We start from the raw sequence: 17,617 nt of genomic DNA, 5'->3' as shown, positions 1-17,617 counted from the left end.
GCCAATTTTGACCCGGGTTATAAACAGGCTTTTGCGGCCACGCAAAGGCATTCGGCATATTAGGGCAAGCCGGTCTCTTGCCAGCCGGAGCCGGCTTTGCCTTTATGGTCGCCAATCTGCAAGGAGACCCATGATGGCCGGTACCGAAACCATGATCAGCGCGCTCACCACCCTGCTGGTCACCGTCGACCCGCCGGGGCTGGCGCCGCTATTCCTCGGACTGACCCAGGGCATGAACCAGGCGCAGCGCCAGCAGGTGGCCGTGCGCGGCGCGGTGATGGGGTTTGCCATCCTGACGGTCTTTGCGCTGTTCGGCGCCAGCATCCTCGGCGCGCTCGGGATCTCGATGGGCGCCTTCCGGATTGCCGGCGGCCTGATGCTGTTTGCCATCGCCTTCGAGATGATTTTCGAGAAGCGCAACGAACGCAAGGAAAAGACGACCGGTGACGCCATTACCAAGGATCACATTCACAATCTCGCGGTTTTCCCGCTCGCCATTCCCTTGATCGCCGGCCCGGGGGCCATTTCAGCGACCGTGCTGATCTCCGGGACCATGGAGGGATGGCTCGGAAAACTGCAGCTGATCATGGTGATCGGCGCCGTCCTTGGACTGGTTTTCGTCTCGCTCTTCCTCGCAGACCGGCTCAATCGCTTCCTCGGCGTTACCGGCCGCGCCTTGCTCACCCGCCTGCTCGGCGTGCTTCTGGCCGCCCTTTCCGTCCAGTTCGTCGTCGACGGGATCAAATCGGCCTTCGGCGCCTGAAGCTCCGAGGAGAGGCGCCCCTTTCGGCAATTGCCTAATTCCAGAATTACGACAGGACCATGCTTCTCCTGCCGGCAGCCGGCATGATCATTCCGGCACGAAAAAGGGAGCCGAAGCTCCCTTGGAAAATGCCGATCGGCTCAGATCAGAACGGGATGTCGTCATCCAGGTCGCGCGAAAAGCCACCCGATGGGGCGCTGCCGCCACGGCTTGCGCCGCCAGCCGAGCCGCCGCGCGAGGGGGCCGGAGCGCCGTAGCCACCGTCATATCCGCCACCGCTGCCGTAATCGGCGCCGCCGAAGTCGTTCCCGCCACGCGCGCCTCCAGCGCCGTCGCCACGGCCGCCGAGCATGGTCAGGTTGCCGTTGAAGCCCTGCAGGACGACTTCGGTCGAATACCGATCATTGCCGTTCTGGTCCTGCCACTTGCGGGTCTGAAGCTGGCCCTCGACATACACCGTCGATCCCTTCTTCAGATACTGTTCGGCAACCTTGCACAGGCCTTCGTTGAAGATGACGACCTGGTGCCACTCGGTCTTTTCCTTGCGCTCGCCGCTGTTCTTGTCGCGCCAGCTTTCCGACGTCGCGATGCGCAGATTGGCGATCGGCCGGCCGTCCTGGGTCCGGCGAATTTCGGGATCGGCACCGAGATTGCCGATCAGAATGACCTTGTTGACGCTACCTGCCATGACACTCACCTTACTGCCGCGCCGCCGCGGCGTTCAAACTTCAATCAATTTGCACCTTATCCCATCGCTGGCGCGAATGGGCGCTTCGGGACTGTAATCCACAGAATGTGGGTCGCTGAAAAATGTTCTTTATTTGTTCTAGTATTTCCGTATGATCCTGTCAACAGAATCGAAATTCCGCAGTGACTGCCTCTTCCGCCTCGACTCGGGGCCATCGTTGACTACATAAGGACAGTTCTCCCAGGAACAGTCCCCTTCCCTTTGCCGATCAGAGCCTGACATGAGCGAACTCAAGACCATTTCCATCCGTGGCGCGCGCGAGCACAATCTGAAGGGCATCGACCTCGATCTGCCGCGCAACAGCCTGATCGTGATGACGGGGCTTTCCGGCTCCGGCAAGTCGTCGCTCGCCTTCGACACGATCTATGCCGAAGGGCAGCGGCGTTATGTAGAGAGCCTGTCGGCCTATGCGCGGCAGTTCCTCGAAATGATGCAGAAGCCCGACGTCGACCAGATCGAGGGTCTGTCGCCTGCGATCTCGATCGAGCAGAAGACGACCTCGCGCAACCCGCGCTCGACGGTTGGCACGGTCACCGAGATCTACGACTATATGCGCCTGCTGTTCGCGCGCGTTGGCGTGCCCTATTCGCCGGCAACGGGCCTGCCGATCGAGAGCCAGACGGTCAGCCAGATGGTCGACCGGATCCTGGCGCTGGAGGAAGGCACGCGCCTTTATATTCTTGCGCCGATGATCCGCGGCCGCAAGGGCGAGTACAAAAAAGAACTCGCCGAGCTGATGAAGAAGGGTTTCCAGCGCGTCAAGATCGACGGGCAGTTCTACGAGATCGCCGAAGCGCCGACGCTCGACAAGAAATACAAGCATGATATCGACGTGGTCGTGGATCGTGTGGTGGTGCGTCCGGATATCGCCAGCCGTCTGGCGGACAGTCTGGAGACGTGTTTGCGGCTCGCCGATGGGTTGGCGGTTGCCGAATATGCCGACAAGCCGCTGCCGCCGGAGGAGACTTCGGCCGGTGGCTCCGCCAACAAGTCACTCAACGAGACGCATGAGCGGGTTCTCTTCTCGGAGAAATTCGCCTGCCCGGTCTCCGGCTTCACCATTCCGGAAATCGAGCCGCGGCTCTTTTCCTTCAACAATCCCTTCGGCGCTTGCCCGACCTGCGACGGTCTCGGCAGTCAGCAGAAGATCGACGAGGCGCTGATCGTGCCGGAAGTGCATCGCAAGCTGAATGACGGGGCCATCGCGCCCTGGGCCAAGTCCAGCTCGCCCTACTACAACCAGACGCTCGAGGCACTCGGCAAGGCCTTCGGATTCAAGCTGACGAACAAGTGGTCGGAGCTGTCGGACGCCGCACAGAAGGCAATCCTGCACGGCACCGAGGAGAAGATCGACTTCCATTACGCCGACGGCGCGCGCTCCTACACCACGACCAAGACCTTCGAGGGCATCGTGCCGAACCTCGAGCGGCGCTGGAAGGAGACCGACAGCGCCTGGGCGCGCGAGGAGATCGAGCGCTTCATGTCGGCGGCCCCCTGCCCGGCCTGCAACGGTTTTCGCCTGAAGCCCGAGGCGCTGGCGGTCAAGATCAACGGCCTGCATATCGGCCAGGTCACCGAGATGGCGATCCGCAATGCGGGTTCGTGGTTCGAAGACCTGCCGGCGAAGCTCACCGACAAGCAGAACGAGATCGCGGTCCGCATCCTGAAGGAGATCCGCGAGCGCCTGCGCTTCCTCAACGATGTTGGGCTCGACTATCTCTCGATGTCGCGCAATTCCGGCACGCTGTCGGGCGGCGAGAGCCAGCGCATTCGTCTCGCATCGCAGATCGGCTCGGGCCTGACGGGTGTTCTCTACGTGCTCGACGAACCATCGATCGGCCTGCATCAGCGTGACAATGCGCGGCTGCTTGAGACGCTGAAGCACCTGCGCGACATCGGCAATACCGTGATCGTTGTCGAACATGACGAAGATGCGATCCTGACGGCCGACTATGTCGTCGATATCGGGCCGGCGGCCGGCATTCATGGTGGCCAGGTGATCGCGCAGGGTTCGCCGCAGGATATCATGGCCAATCCGAAATCACTGACCGGCAGGTACCTGACGGGCGAGATGGGGGTCAGTGTTCCCGCCCAGCGGCGCAAGCCGAAGAAGGGCCAGCAGATCAAGGTGGTCGGGGCCAAGGGCAACAACCTGAAAAACGTCACGGCGGCCATTCCGCTTGGCGTGTTCACGGCAGTGACGGGTGTGTCGGGCGGCGGCAAGTCGACCTTCCTGATCGAGACGCTCTACAAGGCGGCCGCCCGCCGCGTCATGGGGGCTCGCGAAAACCCGGCCGAACACGAGCGCATCGACGGTTTCGAATTCATCGACAAGGTGATCGATATCGACCAGTCGCCGATCGGGCGCACGCCGCGCTCCAACCCGGCGACGTATACGGGTGCGTTTACGCCGATCCGCGACTGGTTCACCGGGCTTCCGGAGGCCAAGGCACGCGGCTATCAGGCCGGTCGCTTCTCGTTCAACGTCAAGGGTGGCCGCTGCGAAGCCTGCCAGGGCGATGGCGTGATCAAGATCGAGATGCACTTCCTGCCGGATGTCTATGTCACCTGCGACGTCTGCCACGGCAAGCGCTACAATCGCGAGACGCTCGACGTCACCTTCAAGGGCAAGTCGATTGCCGACGTGCTCGACATGACGGTCGAGGAAGGTGTCGAGTTCTTCCAGGCGGTGCCGGCGGTGCGCGACAAGCTGCAGGCTCTGTTCGATGTCGGCCTTGGCTATATCAAGGTCGGCCAGCAGGCGAATACGCTGTCGGGCGGCGAGGCGCAGCGCGTCAAGCTTGCAAAGGAACTGTCGAAGCGCTCGACCGGCCGCACGCTCTACATTCTCGACGAGCCGACGACGGGGCTGCATTTCCATGACGTCGCCAAGCTTCTGGAAATGCTGCAGGAACTGGTGAACCAGGGGAACAGTGTCGTCGTCATCGAACACAATCTCGAGGTCATCAAGACGGCCGACTATATCCTCGACTTCGGCCCTGAGGGCGGCGATGGCGGCGGCCAGATCGTGGCCCAGGGTACGCCGGAAGAGGTGGTGAAGGTCGAGGCGTCCTATACCGGGCAGTTCCTCAAGGAGCTGTTGCAGCGGCGGCCGGTGAAGAAGGTTCAGGCGGCGGAGTGAAGATATGAGCGGAACACTTCAGCGAATTGTCCGCCTGATCGGCGACAAGAAGCTAAGGGTTTCCGCTCATGCGTTACAGAAGCTGGTCAATGATGGTATTTTGATTGAGCCGCTGATTGACGGAATTTCTGGAGCTGTGCTGGTCGAAGATTACCCTGATTACTTCAAAGGACCTGCGGTACTCGTGTTGCAGCTCGATGAAAATGGAATGCCGATCCATCTGGTTTGGGGCCTTCCTGCAGCAGCGCAAGAGCCTGCCGTCTTGGTGACGGCCTATCGTCCTGATCCCAGTCGATGGACGGATCATTTCTCGCGGAGGATTGTGAAATGACGACGACGTTGCAAATGGTCCGGGAGGGAGATCTCGCTGTTGAGGTGTCGGTTGCTCTGGATGACGTTGCCGGGTCTTGGGGTCCCTCTGTTGGTCTTGACGATATCCGGAAACTAGACCGCGCAAGAGAGGCGTTACGACGTGGGGACCTGCCAGCTGCCGCCCGTGAAGGACGGGTCTACCGGTTGGTGCTTCAAGATCTCAGCCAGGCGACAGGTTTCGGTGAAACAGAACAGGATGAATTGAAACCATGAGCAAATCCGGCACGATCCGCTGCGGCATCGGGGGATGGACCTTCGATCCCTGGGACGACAGTTTTTACCCCTCCGATCTGGCGAAGAAGCGGCAGCTGGAATATGCGAGCCGTCAGTTGACGGCGATCGAGGTGAACGGCACCTATTATTCGAGCCAGAAGCCGGCGACCTTTGCCAAATGGGCCTCCGAAGTGCCCGATGATTTCGTCTTTTCCCTCAAGGCCAGCCGCTTCTGCACCAACCGCAAGATTCTCGCCGAGGCTGGGCCGTCGGTGGAGAAATTCCTGCACCAGGGCATCGAGGAACTCGGCTCCCATCTGGGGCCGATCCTCTGGCAGTTCATGGGTACGAAGAAATTCGATGCTGATGATTTCGAGGCGTTCCTCGGCCTTTTGCCGAAGACGCTCAATGGGCTGCCGCTCCGTCACGTCGTCGAGCCCCGGCATGAGAGTTTCCTCGTGCCCGAGTTCACCGAGATGCTGCGGCGGCACGAGGTTGCGGCGGTCTGCGCCGACCATCACGATTACCCGATGTTTGCGGATGCGACCGCTGATTTCGTCTATGCCCGCCTGCAGAAGGGAGCCGACGAGACGCCAACCTGCTATCCACCCAAGGAGATCGACCACTGGGGCGAGCGGTTCAAGACCTATGCTGCGGGCGGCGTGCCCGACGATCTGCCCTTGGTCGCCAAGGATGCTCCAGCGGCCAAGACGCCGCGCGATGTCTTTGCCTTCTTCATTTCCGGCGGAAAGGTGAATGCACCGAAGGGGGCAATGGCGCTGCAGAAGCGCGTCGGGTGAGCTCCAGCCGATTGCTGGCATCCGTCAATTTGTGACATTGGCGAAACTGGACTAGGCTCGGTCGCAGAGTCGCGGTCACGACCGCGATCTGGCCGGCATGCTCCCGCTTTTGGACGTGCGCGTCCAGACGTTTCGGGTTCGGGGCAAAGCCATGTCGGGTATCGCCGTCTTCATCCACCTCGCGGGCGCCGTCGCGCTGCTGCTCTGGGCAACCCGCCTGGTGCGCACTGGGATCGAACGCGCCTATGGCGGCGTGTTGAAGGACAAGCTCCGGCTTGCCATCGGCAATCGTTTTTCGGCAGCCCTTGCCGGTTTTCTGTTTGCCGTGGCGTTGCAGAGCGCGACGGCGGTTGCGCTGATCGTCGCGTCGTTTACGGCCGCCGGTTACGTCACCTCCGCGATCGGGATCGCGACGCTGCTGGGTGCGGACTTCGGTTCGGCCTTTGTCGTGCGGATCCTGCGCTACGACCTCTCGCTGCTCATGCCTATTCTGCTTCTTGCCGGCACGGTCGCCTTTCGCGCCACTAATGCGCGGCACTGGCGCCAGCTTGGCCGCATCCTGTTCGGCCTCGGGCTTCTGCTTCTGTCGCTGCGGCTTATCGGCGAAGCGTCTGCGCCGCTGCGTGAGAGCCAGATCCTGCCCGTGCTGTTCAACTATCTCGCCGGTGACTGGATCAGTGCTTTCCTGCTGGCCGCCCTGCTCGCCTGGGCCTTCCATTCGAGCGTGGCAGCCGTGCTGCTGACCGCTTCCCTGGCTGACCAGCATCTGATCCCGGATGCGCTGATCATTCCGCTGGTGCTCGGCATCAATTTTGGGGCGGCCGTGATCGCCGCCCTGCTGACCAAGGCTTCCGATCCGCTGACGCGCGTGGTGCCGCTCGGCAATGTGGTTATCCGGGGCTTGATGACCCTGCTGGCGCTGGCACTGCAGTTCGCGGTGGTGGCCAGCCCCTCGCTGTTTTCGGCGCATCCCGGCGAAGCCGTGGTGCTGGTGCATCTGGCGATGAACGGCGCCGTGCTCGTGCTGGGCTTGCCGTTTGCCGGGGTGGTGGCGACCATGCTGGAACGCTTCGTCTCGGTGAGCCAGGGGCCTGCCGCCAATGACGATCGACTCTCGGCGCTGAACCCGAGCGATCTCGGCAATCCCACACAAGCGATCAGCAATGCGACCCGCGAAGTGCTGACGGTCTGCGACAAGACGGAGATCATGCTGAACGGCATCTTCGAGCTGTTCGAGCAATGGGATCCCAAAAAGACCCAGCGGATCGAAACGCTGGACGACCAGATCGACGCGATCCATCGCGACATCAAATTCTATCTGGCGAAGATATCGGAAACGGCGCTCGACCAAACGTCCGCCGCGCAATGCCAGAACCTGCTCGGTGCGACGATCAAGATCGAACAGGCCGCCGACATCATCTCGCAGAACATGCTGACGCGAGCACGCAAGAAGAGCGAACGCAAGGCCTCCTTCTCGGCCGAAGGCTGGGCGGAACTTTGCGCGATGCACCACGAGGTGCTGCAGAACGCCCACCTCGCCTTCAATCTCCTGGTCACCCGTGATGTCGAGCATGCCCGCCAGCTGGTGGCGCGCAAGGAAGCAATCCGCAATCTCGTCAAGGCGAGCGAGGAGAAGCATCTGCAGAGGCTGCGCCAGGGTAATGCGGCAAGCTTCGATTCCAGTTCGCTGCATATCGACACGATGCGCGATCTCAAGGAGATCAACTCGCTCTTCGTCTCGATCGGCTATCCGCTGCTCGAGGGCGAAGGTCTGTTGCGGCGGAGCCGTCTGGTGCAGCCGGCCGAGCTGTAGCGAAAATCCCCTTATTCGGAGCCGGATCAGAGGGGCAGGACTGCACGCGCCAGATCTTCTGCCGTCAATCCCCGGCCAGCGCGCAGCGCCGCCTGACCATGCAGGTGCACGCCGGCACAAGCAGCCTCGAATGCCGGCAGACCCTGGGTCATCAGTGCGCCGATGATCCCGGCCAGCACATCACCGGAACCGGCGGTGGCAAGGGTCGGGGGCGCGTGCTCCTCGATTGCCGCGCGGCCATCCGGGGCGGCAATGACCGTGTCGGCACCTTTGTAGACGACCACCCCGCCGAGAGCGGATGCTGCGGCCAGAGCCTTGTCCGGTTTGCCTGCGGTTGCGTCTTTCGCGATTTCCGGGAAGAGCCTTGCGAATTCCCCTTCATGCGGCGTCACGACCAGCCGGGTTGCCTTGCCATCGAAGGCGGCGGCAAGCCTGTCGCGCCGCTCCCGGAAGGCGGTGATGCCGTCGGCGTCGAGGACCAGGCATCGACCGGCATGGCCGAGACGCAGTGCAAAGTCGCATGCCCTTTCGGGATCACCAAAGCCGGGGCCAAGCACGAAGTTCTGACGGCGCGGATCCTGCAGATAGGCCTCAACGTCATCTGCCGTGTCGAGCCGCGCCAGCATGATGGCGGTCAGATGAACGCCATTGGCTGCGAGGGCGGCTGCGGGCGAGGCCATGGTGACAAGCCCTGCCCCGGCCTTCAGTCCGGCCATGGCGCTGAGGCGGGCCGCACCGGTTGCGATATCCGGCCCGGAGAAGACCGTGAGATGGCCGCGCCGGTATTTGTGGTCGGCTGCATCCAGTGCGCGATGACGGTCGTGCCAGAGAGCCGCGCCGTTGACGCAAAGCGGGCCGGCCTCGGCCGCGACCTGGCGCCAGGGAATGCCGATGTCAAAAACTTCGACCTCTCCGCACAGGTCGCGCCCCGGCAGCAGAACATGCCCAGGTTTGCGCGCCATGAAGGTGACCGTGCGGGCGGCACGGAATGCGGCGCCGCGCACCTGCCCTGTCGCCCCGTCGAGGCCCGACGGCAGGTCGACGGCGATGACAGCAATCCGGGCGCTGCTCACGCGATGGATTACCTCGGCGACCTCTGAGGGCACGTCGCGTGCCAGCCCGGCACCGAACAAGGCGTCTATGACGACATCCCCGTCAGCTGGGAGATAGTTGGCGATATCCTGCGAGACACCAGAATAGGCAGCACGGGCCACCGCCGCATCCCCGCTCAATCTTGAGGGGTCGCCGCAGTGAAAGACGGCAATGGCTGTGCCTGACCGTGCCAGCGCCTCTGCGCAGACATACCCATCGCCGCCATTGTTGCCTGGCCCGCACAAGACGACATAGCGCATGGCCTGCGGGTAGAGGCGCAGTGCCGCAGCCGCGACCGCCTCGCCCGCCCGAAGCATCAGTCCGAAGCTGTCCTGCCCAGTTGCTGCTGCGGCCGCATCCACGCGTGCCATGGCAATGGGTGTCAACAAGAGGGAGTGTTTCGCGGGGATCATGGGCAAAGTTAGATCAGAAAACCGGAAAAATTCAAACAGGCACGATTTTGTGCATATGCACATGCCTTAATAATATTCATTTGCTTATTTGATAGCCACCACGGGCGCGAATTGCGGATCGGCGGCAAGGACTTAGCGCGCGCGGCCATTCTGAAAAAAGATCGGCGAAAATCCATATTTTCACACGGCTGGGCTGGCTTTTCAGGCGGAATTGACAGAGATTTGGGCCGCCGGATGGGCGAAGCGAGGAATTTTGCGGTTTTTTGGCGAAAGACTGGCACGTTCCATGCATTCAATCCGGCGAACGGGGCTCATCCTGTTCATTGAGGGAAGCGGAGAGAAATTTTCTCATGAAAAAGATCGAAGCGATCATAAAGCCTTTCAAGCTCGACGAAGTGAAGGAAGCCCTTCAGGAAGTCGGCCTGCAAGGTATCACCGTGACGGAAGCCAAGGGTTTCGGTCGCCAGAAGGGCCACACCGAGCTCTATCGCGGCGCGGAATACGTGGTTGACTTCCTGCCGAAGGTGAAGGTCGAAGTGGTGCTGGCGGACGAAAACGTGGAAGCGGTGATCGACGCCATCCGCAACGCGGCCCAGACTGGCCGCATCGGAGACGGCAAGATCTTCGTCTCCAACGTCGAGGAAGTGGTCCGTATCCGGACCGGCGAGACCGGCATCGACGCCATCTAGCCAGACCCGGCACCTAGGGAGGCCGGGTTCATATCGTCAGCTCTTGCGAGGAAGAAAACAACATGACGACCGCAAACGATATTCTGAAACAGATCAAGGACAACGACGTCAAGTTCGTCGACCTGCGCTTCACCGACCCGAAGGGCAAGCTGCAGCATGTCACCATGGACATCGCCTGCGTTGACGAGGACATGTTCGCCGACGGCGTGATGTTCGACGGCTCTTCGATCGGCGGCTGGAAGGCCATCAACGAGTCCGACATGGTGCTGATGCCAGACCCGGCGACCGTCCATATGGACCCCTTCTTCGCCCAGTCGACCATGGTCATTCTCTGCGACATCCTCGATCCGGTTTCGGGCGAAGCCTATAACCGTGACCCGCGCGGCACCGCAAAGAAGGCAGAAGCCTATCTGAAGGCATCCGGCATCGGCGACACCATCTTCGTCGGCCCGGAAGCGGAATTCTTCATCTTCGACGACGTCAAGTACAAGGCCGATCCGTACAATACCGGCTTCAAGCTCGACTCGACCGAACTTCCGTCGAATGACGACACCGACTACGAGACCGGCAACCTGGGCCATCGCCCGCGCGTCAAGGGTGGCTACTTCCCGGTTCCGCCGATCGACAGCTGCCAGGACATGCGCTCGGAAATGCTGACGGTGCTCTCGGAAATGGGCGTCGTCGTCGAAAAGCACCACCACGAGGTGGCGGCTGCCCAGCACGAGCTCGGCATCAAGTTCGACACGCTGGTGCGCAACGCCGACAAGATGCAGATCTACAAGTATGTCGTGCACCAGGTCGCCAATGCCTATGGCAAGACGGCCACCTTCATGCCGAAGCCGATCTTCGGCGACAACGGCTCGGGCATGCATGTGCATATGTCGATCTGGAAGGACGGCAAGCCGTCGTTCGCCGGTGACGAATATGCCGGCCTGTCGGAAAGCTGCCTCTACTATATCGGCGGCATCATCAAGCATGCCAAGGCGATCAACGCCTTCACCAACCCGTCGACCAACTCCTACAAGCGTCTGGTTCCGGGTTATGAAGCACCGGTTCTGCTCGCCTATTCGGCCCGCAACCGTTCCGCCTCGTGCCGCATTCCGTTCGGCTCGAACCCGAAGGCCAAGCGCGTCGAAATCCGCTTCCCGGACCCGACGGCTAACCCCTATCTCGGCTTTGCCGCGATGCTGATGGCCGGCCTCGACGGCATCAAGAACAAGATCCATCCGGGCAAGGCCATGGATAAGGATCTCTACGACCTGCCGCCGAAGGAGCTGAAGAAGATCCCGACCGTCTGCGGTTCGCTGCGCGAAGCACTCGAAAGCCTCGACAAGGATCGCAAGTTCCTGACCGCCGGCGGCGTCTTCGACGACGACCAGATCGATTCGTTCATCGACCTGAAGATGCAGGAGGTCATGCGCTTCGAGATGACCCCGCATCCGGTCGAATACGACATGTACTATTCCGTCTGATCGGCAACGATCCGACATCCAGAAAGGCGCCGGCGGTACATCCGCCGGCGTTTTTCGTTGTTGGCGTACCGGAACGCCAAAGAGGCGCTTTCGGTGAGGCCGGCCGGTCGATAGCGTGACAGCCTTCGCGCGACGCAGCCTGCGCCCCGCCTGCTTTTGAAGGCCCACCTGCCGCAATGACCCCTGATACGAAGCCAGCTCCGATCCATGCCCCCTCGCCGCGCCTTCTCGACTGGATGCTGTTCCTGCTGGCGCCGGTGTTCTTCTCGTCCAACCTGATCTTCGGGCGCGGGATTACCGGCGAGATGGGACCCTTCACCACGGCGCTGATCCGCTGGGCCGGATCGGCGCTGATCATGTCGCCGATCGTCTGGCATCACCGGCAGCACTGCATCACCTTCGTGCGACGCCACACACTCCTCTGGCTGGTGCTCGGTATTCTCGGCATGGGGATCTGTGGCGGCGGCGTCTACTGGGCACTGACACTGACGACGGCCTCCAATGCAACGCTGATCTACACGACGTCGTCGCTGTTCATCATCCTGCTTGAATGGCTGTTCTGGGGACGCAGGATCAGCGTACGGGAGATCGCCGGCATGGTCATCGCCTTTGCCGGTGTCGCCACCATCGTGCTTAAAGGCGACCTTTCGGCCATCCTGCATTTGCGCTTCAATCTCGGCGACCTTGCGATTCTGGCAGCCGCCATCTCCTTCGCGATCTATTCGATCCTTTTGCGCCGCCCCAGCATTCGTGCCATGCCGCCGTTGCCGCTGTTCGGACTGCTGGCGCTCTCAGGTGCGATCGTGCTCGTACCGCCGGGGCTCATCGAGATTGTGTCCGGTGGACTGTTGCCGGATACGCCCAAGGATTTCGCCATGCTGGGCGGCATCATCCTCTTTGCCTCGCTCGCGGCCTTCTACTGCTTCCAGCATGCGGTGCATGTCTTCGGTCCGGGCATTGCCGGCATGACGCTCTACCTGATGCCGCCTATGTCGATCCTGATGGCGGTCACCTTCCTTGGCGAGACATTCGAGCGCTACCACGCTGTCGGCATCGTGACGGTCACGGCAGGTCTGGTTCTGGCCACGGCTCCGAAAAGGAGGGCCTGAATATTCGGCATGAAAACTGCATGCCTTGATTTCGCGGGGGCTTCTTCCCAAATAAATGAGGGAAAGGAAATAAAGCCATGAAACAACGAAGCGCTAAATTTGGTATCGGGGATGTCGTCCGGCACAAGGTCTTTCCGTTCCGCGGCGTCATCTTCGATGTAGATCCGGAATTTGCCAATTCCGAGGAATGGTGGAATGCAATCCCGGCCGAAGTTCGGCCCGCCAAGGATCAGCCCTTCTATCATCTTCTCGCGGAAAACGCCGAGACCGAATATGTGGCCTATGTCTCCGAGCAGAATCTGGAAACGGATGAAAGCCAGGAGCCGCTGCGCAATCCGCAGATCCAGCAGATCTTCGAGCCGCAGCAGACCGGTCGTTACAAGCCCCGGATGAACTACGCCCACTAACTCAGGCGTGATACTGCAGCACCCAAACGAAAGCGCCCGCATCGGTTCGACGCGGGCGCTTTTTTATCCGATCGACGATCAGAAAATGATCAATTGCCCTGCTTGGCGGCGTTCTGGGCGTCGGTGATCGCCTTGTTACGCTCTTCCTGCTTCTTCTGCATGGCTTCCTGCAGCATGCGCTGACGCTCTTCGGCCTGCGACTGCGACATCGCCTCGCCATCGAAGGCGCCGGTGAAGCCTTCCAGCGGGATCTTGATCGGGTTCGGCGCGCGGCGGAAGTTGATCGAGGTGAACACCACATTGCCACCCTTCTTCAGGCTCGCGATGATCGCGTCCGTCAACGGGATTTCGGCGGTGCAGCGGTCCGGCAGGCAGACGGCGTAGTCGAGCTTGGTGCCCTTGGCATCGTCGATCTGCATCAGGACGCCCGGCGGGATGAGACGCGCCGACGGAACCGTCACCTGCAGCAGCTTGCGGTTGACCTTGCCTTCGACCGTGATGAGGCCAACGGCGGTGATCAGCTGGCCATTGGCGGCAACGAGCTGGTTCTGGACGACGCAAATATCCGATTCTTCCTGCTTGGAGCAGGTCTTGAACCATTTGGCCGGGGCCTGAGCCGCCGCATCCTGAGCCTGGGCGGCAGCCGGCATGGCTGCAGCCGCGAAGGACAGTGCGAGTGCAGACAGAGCCGTCCGCGTGGCGTTGTTAAGTGTGAACATCATTCGTATTCCGTCTCCTGAAAACCCCTGTCGCGCGGACTTTATGCCGCGTCATTCACCGATCGTGCTTGTCGCTCACCTGTCGTCCAAATGAGGCAAATGCATGGCCTGGCGATCCGGCCATCGTGTTACATCGCGGCGGCCGGAATATCCAGCTTTTCTTTGCTCGGCCGCGATTCGACGCCCGTCTAATTCACATGGGCATGTGTTGGATTTGTGGTGACTGTGGTAGCCTCCCCCACCTTTGAGATTCCATATCCGGGAGGATCGTCACCTTGCGTCGACTTCTGTTCAGCCTGCTTTTCCTGCCGCTTGCGACCTTCGCCACCTCCGATTCCATGGCCGAACCGGTGCACGGCATTGCGATGCACGGCAAGCCCGCGATCACGGATGACGCGCCGGCTTTGCCCTATGTCCAGCCGGGTGTGAAGAAAGGCGGCAAGGTCAGTTACGGCGTCGTCGGAACGTTCGACGCGATGAACCCCTTTGTTTTGAAGGGAATGCGCACCACGGCCCGGGGCGTCTGGGACCCAGAATTCGGCAACCTCCTCTACGAGACCTTGATGACCCGCTCGGCAGACGAGCCGTTCACGCTCTACGGGTTGCTCGCCGAAAGCGTCGAATGGGATGCCGATCGGACCTATGTGCAGTTCAACCTCAATCCGAAGGCACACTGGAACGATGGTCAGCCAGTCACGCCCGAGGACGTGATCTTCAGCTTCGAACTTCTGCGCGACAAGGGACGTCCGCCGTTCAACTCGCGTCTGGCTTCGGTCGAGAAGATGGAAAAGGTCGGCGAGCACGGAATCAAGTTTACCTTCAATGAGAAGGCGAACCGCGAAACGCCGCTGATCTTTGCGTCCTCGACACCGATCCTGCCCAAACATGCGATCGATGCTGCGACCTTCGAGCAGGCAGGGCTGGCGATCCCGGTCGGATCGGGTCCCTACAAGGTCAAGGAGCTGAAGCCGGGCGAGAAGGTCACGTGGGTGCGTGATCCTGACTACTGGGGCAAGGATATTCCGTCCAAGATCGGCTTCGACAATTATGACGAGATCACCGTCACATACTTCCTTCAGGAAGCGACGCTGTTCGAGGCCTTCAAGAAAGGCGACATCGACATCTACCCGGAAGGCGATTCCAATCACTGGCAGAGAGCTTACGATTTCCCGGCTGTGACGAAGGGCGATGTGATCAAGGAAAGTTTCAAGCCCGGTCTGCCCTCGGGCATGCTCGGCTTCGTCTTCAACACGCGCCGGCCGATCTTTGCCGATGGCAAGGTGCGCGAGGCGATCAGCACGGCCTTCGACTTCGAATGGCTGAACAAGACGCTCTACAACGGCGCCTTCACACGCACGCAGAGCTATTGGCAGAATTCCGCGCTCGGCGCCTATGGCAATGCCGCGGATGACAAGGAACTGGCATTGCTCGGGCCCGCCAAGGACAAGCTGTCGCCGGAGATTCTCGCTGGGACCTACACGCAATCGGCCACGGACGGCTCCGGCGGCGACCGCAAGGCGCTGTCCAAGGCGGTCAAGCTGTTTGCCGAGGCGGGCTACAAGATCCAGGGCGGCAAGATGCTGGATTCCGCCGGCAAACCGCTTGCCTTCGAGGTGATGACCCAGAACGAAGGCCAGGAGAAGATGGCGCTCGCCTTCCAGCGGACGCTGAAGCTGATCGGCATCGACATGGGCATCCGCACGGTCGACGACGCCCAGTATCAGGCGCGGTCGAACAGCTTCGACTACGACATGATCATCAAGTCCTATACCTCGTCGCTCTCGCCGGGTGCCGAGCAGGTCAATCGCTGGGGTTCCGAATCAAGGGACGCTCAAGGCAGCTTCAATTATGCCGGCGTTGCCGATCCCGACATCGACCGGATGATCGAGGCTCTGCTGCAGGCGCGTGAGCCCGAGGATTTCCAGGCGGCTGTTCGTGCCTATGACCGCCTGCTGGTCGCCGGCCACTATGTCGTGCCGCTCTATCACCTGGGCGAACAATGGGTGGCGCGCTGGAAGCATATCGGCCGGCCCGAGGCTGTTCCGCTCTACGGCTATCAGCGTCCGACCTGGTTTGACGCACGGGTGCAGTAAACAGCGCAGCGACAAAGCGTTTCACGGGTCGGGGGCTTGTTCCCGGCCCGTTTTGATTTAAGTGACGGATCACAGCCGAGCCTCGCCCCAGGAAGGAAGACATCATGGACCGCATCACCATCGACCTCGTATCGGACGTTGTCTGCCCCTGGTGTTATCTCGGCAAGGCGCGACTGGAACTGGCGCTGGCGGAGGTTCAGGACGAAGTGAGCGTCGACATCAACTGGCGCCCTTATCAGCTTAACCCCGACTACCCGCCCGAGGGTGTCGACCAGCAGGTGGAACTCGCCAAGAAGCTGGGCGGCAAGGAGAACATGGATCGCGGTCATGCGCAGCTGCGCGCGCTTGGTGCCGAGGTCGGCATCCAGTTCGATTTCGATGCGATCAAGATCGGCCCGAACACGCTCGATGCGCACCGGCTGATCCACTGGGCCGGCCAGGAGAGCCGCGAGACGCAGGGGCGCGTCGTCGACCTTCTGTTCAAGGCCAATTTCGAGCAGGGCCGGAATGTCGGCGACCCGGCGGTGCTCCTCGACATCGCAACCGAAGCCGGGCTGTCACGCCCGGTGATCGAATCGCTGCTGGCCGGCGATGCGGACGTGAGCCACGTGCTGTCGGAAGTCGAGGCCGCCAAGCAGATGGGCGTCAATGGCGTGCCCTTCTTCATCTTCGACCAGCAATATGCTGTGAGCGGCGCCCAACCGCCGGCGGAACTCGCCAATGCGCTGCGCGAAATCGCCAAGGCGAAAGCCGAGGCACTGCGCAATCTGAATTGACGCTTTGGGCGAACACAACTATCCCGGTGAGGTAACCTCCTCCCCGGGATCAGCATCTTGTCTTCAGACACGACCTTCAAAGGCGTCCTGCTCGCCTTCATCTGTTTTGCCGCCTATTCCTTCAGCGACGCCTCGGTGAAGCTCGTCGAGGGCCGTGTGCCGCCCTTCGAGGCCGGTTTCATCGGCAGCCTGTTCGGGTTCCTTGCCATCCCCTTCCTGATGAAGCGCGGCGACCGCTATACGGATCTGGTGCGCAGCACCAACTGGCCACTCTGGGGCCTGCGCTTCGTCTGTTCGGCCGTCGGCACGGTCGGCAGCATCATCGCGTTCACCCAGTTATCGATGGCGGAAGCCTTCTGCCTGATCTTCCTGCTCCCGAGTTTCGCGACGATCATGTCGGTGATCTTCCTCAAGGAGCAGGTGGGTATCAAGCGCTGGGCGGCCGTGCTGATCGGCTTCCTCGGCGTGCTCGTTGTCCTCAGACCAGGCTTTCGCGAGCTGCAAATCGGCCATCTGGCAGCGCTGATCTCGGGCTTTGCCGGCGCCATCACGATCATCATCTTCCGTGCCATGGGCCCGCAAGAGCGGAATATCTCGCTCTATGGCGCCGGCCTGCTCGGCAGTGTGATCATCTGTGCGGCATTTTCATTGCCAGACTTCCAGGCGCCCGACGGCTATGACCTGATGCTGCTCGCCGCCTTCGGTCTCTTTCAGGCCGTCGGCAATGTGTTCATGATGCTGGCGTCGTTTTATGCACCTGCCCCGATCGTCGGGCCGATCCAGTACAGCCAGATGCTCTGGGCGATCCTGCTGGGTTACCTCGTCTTCGGCGACAAGGTCGATTCGCCGATGGCGATCGGCATCGCGCTGATTGTGGGATCGGGGCTTCTGACGCTGACGAGAGAGCGTAAGCGCGGTGTGGCCCTCCCGCCGCCGGTAGCGGGCAAGACAGATGCTGCGCTCGCGATCAAGCCGGAACAGTCCGAGAGCTAGTGT

Annotated in this window: 16 protein-coding genes; 13 read left to right on the top strand and 3 right to left on the bottom strand. The window is 61.4% G+C overall.

The genetic code is table 11. The features are described 5' to 3' along the window. Positions 1-133: 133 nt before the first annotated feature. The gene (locus DMY87_RS06225) at positions 134-763 is read left to right on the top strand and encodes a MarC family protein (RefSeq protein ID WP_110790452.1); all 630 of its coding nucleotides are present in this window, start codon (positions 134-136) and stop codon (positions 761-763) included. Between the two features lie 145 nt (positions 764-908). Here DMY87_RS06225 and DMY87_RS06220 read toward each other — a convergent pair whose 3' ends face one another. After that, complete coding sequence (locus tag DMY87_RS06220; protein ID WP_110790451.1) at positions 909-1,451, bottom strand: single-stranded DNA-binding protein; 543 nt, start codon at positions 1,449-1,451, stop codon at positions 909-911. Positions 1,452-1,731: 280 nt separating this feature from the next. On the opposite strand from DMY87_RS06220, the gene uvrA reads away from it, so the two are divergent. From uvrA to DMY87_RS06195, 5 genes are all read left to right on the top strand, one after another. Further along, the gene (gene uvrA, locus DMY87_RS06215) at positions 1,732-4,653 is read left to right on the top strand and encodes an excinuclease ABC subunit UvrA (RefSeq protein ID WP_110790450.1); all 2,922 of its coding nucleotides are present in this window, start codon (positions 1,732-1,734) and stop codon (positions 4,651-4,653) included. A gap of 4 nt (positions 4,654-4,657) precedes the next feature. Continuing rightward, entirely contained in the window at positions 4,658-4,984 is a 327-nt protein-coding gene (locus tag DMY87_RS06210; protein WP_110790449.1) for a DUF4258 domain-containing protein, read from the top strand. Then, entirely contained in the window at positions 4,981-5,238 is a 258-nt protein-coding gene (locus DMY87_RS06205; RefSeq protein ID WP_110790448.1) for a hypothetical protein, read from the top strand. The genes DMY87_RS06210 and DMY87_RS06205 overlap by 4 nt, the downstream gene beginning before the upstream one ends. Next, positions 5,235-6,038, top strand: coding sequence for a DUF72 domain-containing protein (locus tag DMY87_RS06200; protein WP_110790447.1), 804 nt, complete (start codon positions 5,235-5,237; stop codon positions 6,036-6,038). Before DMY87_RS06205 ends, DMY87_RS06200 begins: the two co-directional genes overlap by 4 nt. Before the next feature lie 151 nt (positions 6,039-6,189). Further along, entirely contained in the window at positions 6,190-7,851 is a 1,662-nt protein-coding gene (locus tag DMY87_RS06195; protein WP_110790974.1) for a Na/Pi cotransporter family protein, read from the top strand. A gap of 26 nt (positions 7,852-7,877) precedes the next feature. On the opposite strand, the gene DMY87_RS06190 is transcribed toward DMY87_RS06195, so the two are convergent. Continuing rightward, positions 7,878-9,356 (bottom strand): NAD(P)H-hydrate dehydratase, encoded by a 1,479-nt coding sequence (locus tag DMY87_RS06190; protein ID WP_245408840.1) that lies wholly within the window; start codon positions 9,354-9,356, stop codon positions 7,878-7,880. A gap of 350 nt (positions 9,357-9,706) precedes the next feature. Between DMY87_RS06190 and DMY87_RS06185 the strand changes: the two genes are divergently transcribed. From DMY87_RS06185 to hspQ, 4 genes are all read left to right on the top strand, one after another. Continuing rightward, positions 9,707-10,045, top strand: coding sequence for a P-II family nitrogen regulator (locus DMY87_RS06185; protein ID WP_006727717.1), 339 nt, complete (start codon positions 9,707-9,709; stop codon positions 10,043-10,045). Between the two features lie 62 nt (positions 10,046-10,107). Next, complete coding sequence (gene glnA, locus DMY87_RS06180) at positions 10,108-11,517, top strand: type I glutamate--ammonia ligase (protein WP_110790445.1); 1,410 nt, start codon at positions 10,108-10,110, stop codon at positions 11,515-11,517. 176 nt (positions 11,518-11,693) lie between these two features. Then, the gene (locus DMY87_RS06175) at positions 11,694-12,626 is read left to right on the top strand and encodes a DMT family transporter (RefSeq protein ID WP_110790444.1); all 933 of its coding nucleotides are present in this window, start codon (positions 11,694-11,696) and stop codon (positions 12,624-12,626) included. A gap of 77 nt (positions 12,627-12,703) precedes the next feature. Further along, entirely contained in the window at positions 12,704-13,033 is a 330-nt protein-coding gene (gene hspQ / locus DMY87_RS06170; RefSeq protein ID WP_110790443.1) for a heat shock protein HspQ, read from the top strand. 89 nt (positions 13,034-13,122) lie between these two features. Here the strand turns inward: hspQ and DMY87_RS06165 are convergent, their stop codons facing one another. Next, positions 13,123-13,755, bottom strand: a complete 633-nt coding sequence (locus DMY87_RS06165) for an invasion associated locus B family protein (RefSeq protein ID WP_110790442.1) — start codon at positions 13,753-13,755, stop codon at positions 13,123-13,125. 335 nt (positions 13,756-14,090) lie between these two features. Here DMY87_RS06165 and DMY87_RS06160 point away from each other — a divergent pair, with 335 nt between their 5' ends. The 3 genes from DMY87_RS06160 to DMY87_RS06150 all read left to right on the top strand — a co-directional run bounded on the left by DMY87_RS06160 (position 14,091) and on the right by DMY87_RS06150 (position 17,614). Beyond that, on the top strand, positions 14,091-15,845 hold the full coding sequence (locus tag DMY87_RS06160; protein ID WP_165826185.1) for an extracellular solute-binding protein: 1,755 nt from the start codon (positions 14,091-14,093) through the stop codon (positions 15,843-15,845). Between the two features lie 104 nt (positions 15,846-15,949). Beyond that, positions 15,950-16,621: a DsbA family oxidoreductase gene (locus DMY87_RS06155; RefSeq protein WP_110790440.1), complete on the top strand. Its 672-nt coding sequence runs from the start codon at positions 15,950-15,952 to the stop codon at positions 16,619-16,621. Positions 16,622-16,678: 57 nt separating this feature from the next. Further along, positions 16,679-17,614, top strand: a complete 936-nt coding sequence (locus DMY87_RS06150; RefSeq protein WP_110790439.1) for a DMT family transporter — start codon at positions 16,679-16,681, stop codon at positions 17,612-17,614. Positions 17,615-17,617 lie beyond the last annotated feature (3 nt).

Origin of the sequence: Peteryoungia wuzhouensis (assembly GCF_003205195.1) — a bacterium.
GTDB lineage: Bacteria > Pseudomonadota > Alphaproteobacteria > Rhizobiales > Rhizobiaceae > Allorhizobium > Allorhizobium wuzhouense.
This window is presented reverse-complemented; position numbering and strand designations above follow the sequence as displayed.

Excerpts from the sequence above, each read along its gene's own strand:
- DMY87_RS06225 (WP_110790452.1), top strand. The coding sequence starts at position 134 with ATGGCCGGTACCGAAACCATGATCAGCGCGCTCACCACCCTGCTGGTC.
- DMY87_RS06220 (WP_110790451.1), bottom strand. The coding sequence starts at position 1,451 with ATGGCAGGTAGCGTCAACAAGGTCATTCTGATCGGCAATCTCGGTGCC.
- uvrA (WP_110790450.1), top strand. The coding sequence starts at position 1,732 with ATGAGCGAACTCAAGACCATTTCCATCCGTGGCGCGCGCGAGCACAAT.
- DMY87_RS06210 (WP_110790449.1), top strand. The coding sequence starts at position 4,658 with ATGAGCGGAACACTTCAGCGAATTGTCCGCCTGATCGGCGACAAGAAG.
- DMY87_RS06205 (WP_110790448.1), top strand. The coding sequence starts at position 4,981 with ATGACGACGACGTTGCAAATGGTCCGGGAGGGAGATCTCGCTGTTGAG.
- DMY87_RS06200 (WP_110790447.1), top strand. The coding sequence starts at position 5,235 with ATGAGCAAATCCGGCACGATCCGCTGCGGCATCGGGGGATGGACCTTC.
- DMY87_RS06195 (WP_110790974.1), top strand. The coding sequence starts at position 6,190 with ATGTCGGGTATCGCCGTCTTCATCCACCTCGCGGGCGCCGTCGCGCTG.
- DMY87_RS06190 (WP_245408840.1), bottom strand. The coding sequence starts at position 9,356 with ATGATCCCCGCGAAACACTCCCTCTTGTTGACACCCATTGCCATGGCA.
- DMY87_RS06185 (WP_006727717.1), top strand. The coding sequence starts at position 9,707 with ATGAAAAAGATCGAAGCGATCATAAAGCCTTTCAAGCTCGACGAAGTG.
- glnA (WP_110790445.1), top strand. The coding sequence starts at position 10,108 with ATGACGACCGCAAACGATATTCTGAAACAGATCAAGGACAACGACGTC.
- DMY87_RS06175 (WP_110790444.1), top strand. The coding sequence starts at position 11,694 with ATGACCCCTGATACGAAGCCAGCTCCGATCCATGCCCCCTCGCCGCGC.
- hspQ (WP_110790443.1), top strand. The coding sequence starts at position 12,704 with ATGAAACAACGAAGCGCTAAATTTGGTATCGGGGATGTCGTCCGGCAC.
- DMY87_RS06165 (WP_110790442.1), bottom strand. The coding sequence starts at position 13,755 with ATGATGTTCACACTTAACAACGCCACGCGGACGGCTCTGTCTGCACTC.
- DMY87_RS06160 (WP_165826185.1), top strand. The coding sequence starts at position 14,091 with ATGGCCGAACCGGTGCACGGCATTGCGATGCACGGCAAGCCCGCGATC.
- DMY87_RS06155 (WP_110790440.1), top strand. The coding sequence starts at position 15,950 with ATGGACCGCATCACCATCGACCTCGTATCGGACGTTGTCTGCCCCTGG.